Here is a 504-nt window from a genome sequence, read left to right on the forward strand (position 1 = left end):
GACCCGATGTATGCGGTCTTTCCGGTCTCCAATCGCCAGCTTCTCCAGATCCGCAAGGAGATGGAGGCGCGCAAGGTCGATGCGGCCGGCCTCCAGGCTGGGCTGACCATGGCGGATGGCAGCGACTACCCCCATCCCGGCAAGATCGACTTTGTCGACGTGACGGCGGAACAGGGGACCGACGCCGTGATCGTGCGTGCGGTGTTCCCCAATCCCGAGCATTTCCTGGTGGACGGCCAGATCGCCAAGGTGACCGTGCGGGCCGGCACGCCGGAACAGGTGCTGGTCGTGGCCCAGGGCGCAGTGCTGGCCGACCAGCAGGGCCCCTATGTGCTGACCGTGGCGGCGGACGATACGGCCGAAATGCGCCGGGTCCAGCTCGGTGCCGCGGTCGGCGCCACGGTCGCCGTCACCTCCGGCCTGGCCGAGGGCGACCGGGTGATCGTCGACGGCGTGCAGAAGGTCCGCCCCGGCCAGAAGGTGGCGCCCACCCAGGCCGCCGCC

Annotated in this window: 1 protein-coding gene; it reads left to right on the plus strand. The window is 70.0% G+C overall.

The window, feature by feature from the left end; translation table 11 throughout:
* The coding region (locus tag EQG76_RS04475) for an efflux RND transporter periplasmic adaptor subunit (RefSeq protein WP_159710971.1) at window positions 1–504 on the plus strand (504 nt) is incomplete at both ends.

The organism is Geminicoccus flavidas (genome assembly GCF_009806515.1).
In the GTDB taxonomy this organism is placed as follows: domain Bacteria; phylum Pseudomonadota; class Alphaproteobacteria; order Geminicoccales; family Geminicoccaceae; genus Geminicoccus; species Geminicoccus flavidus.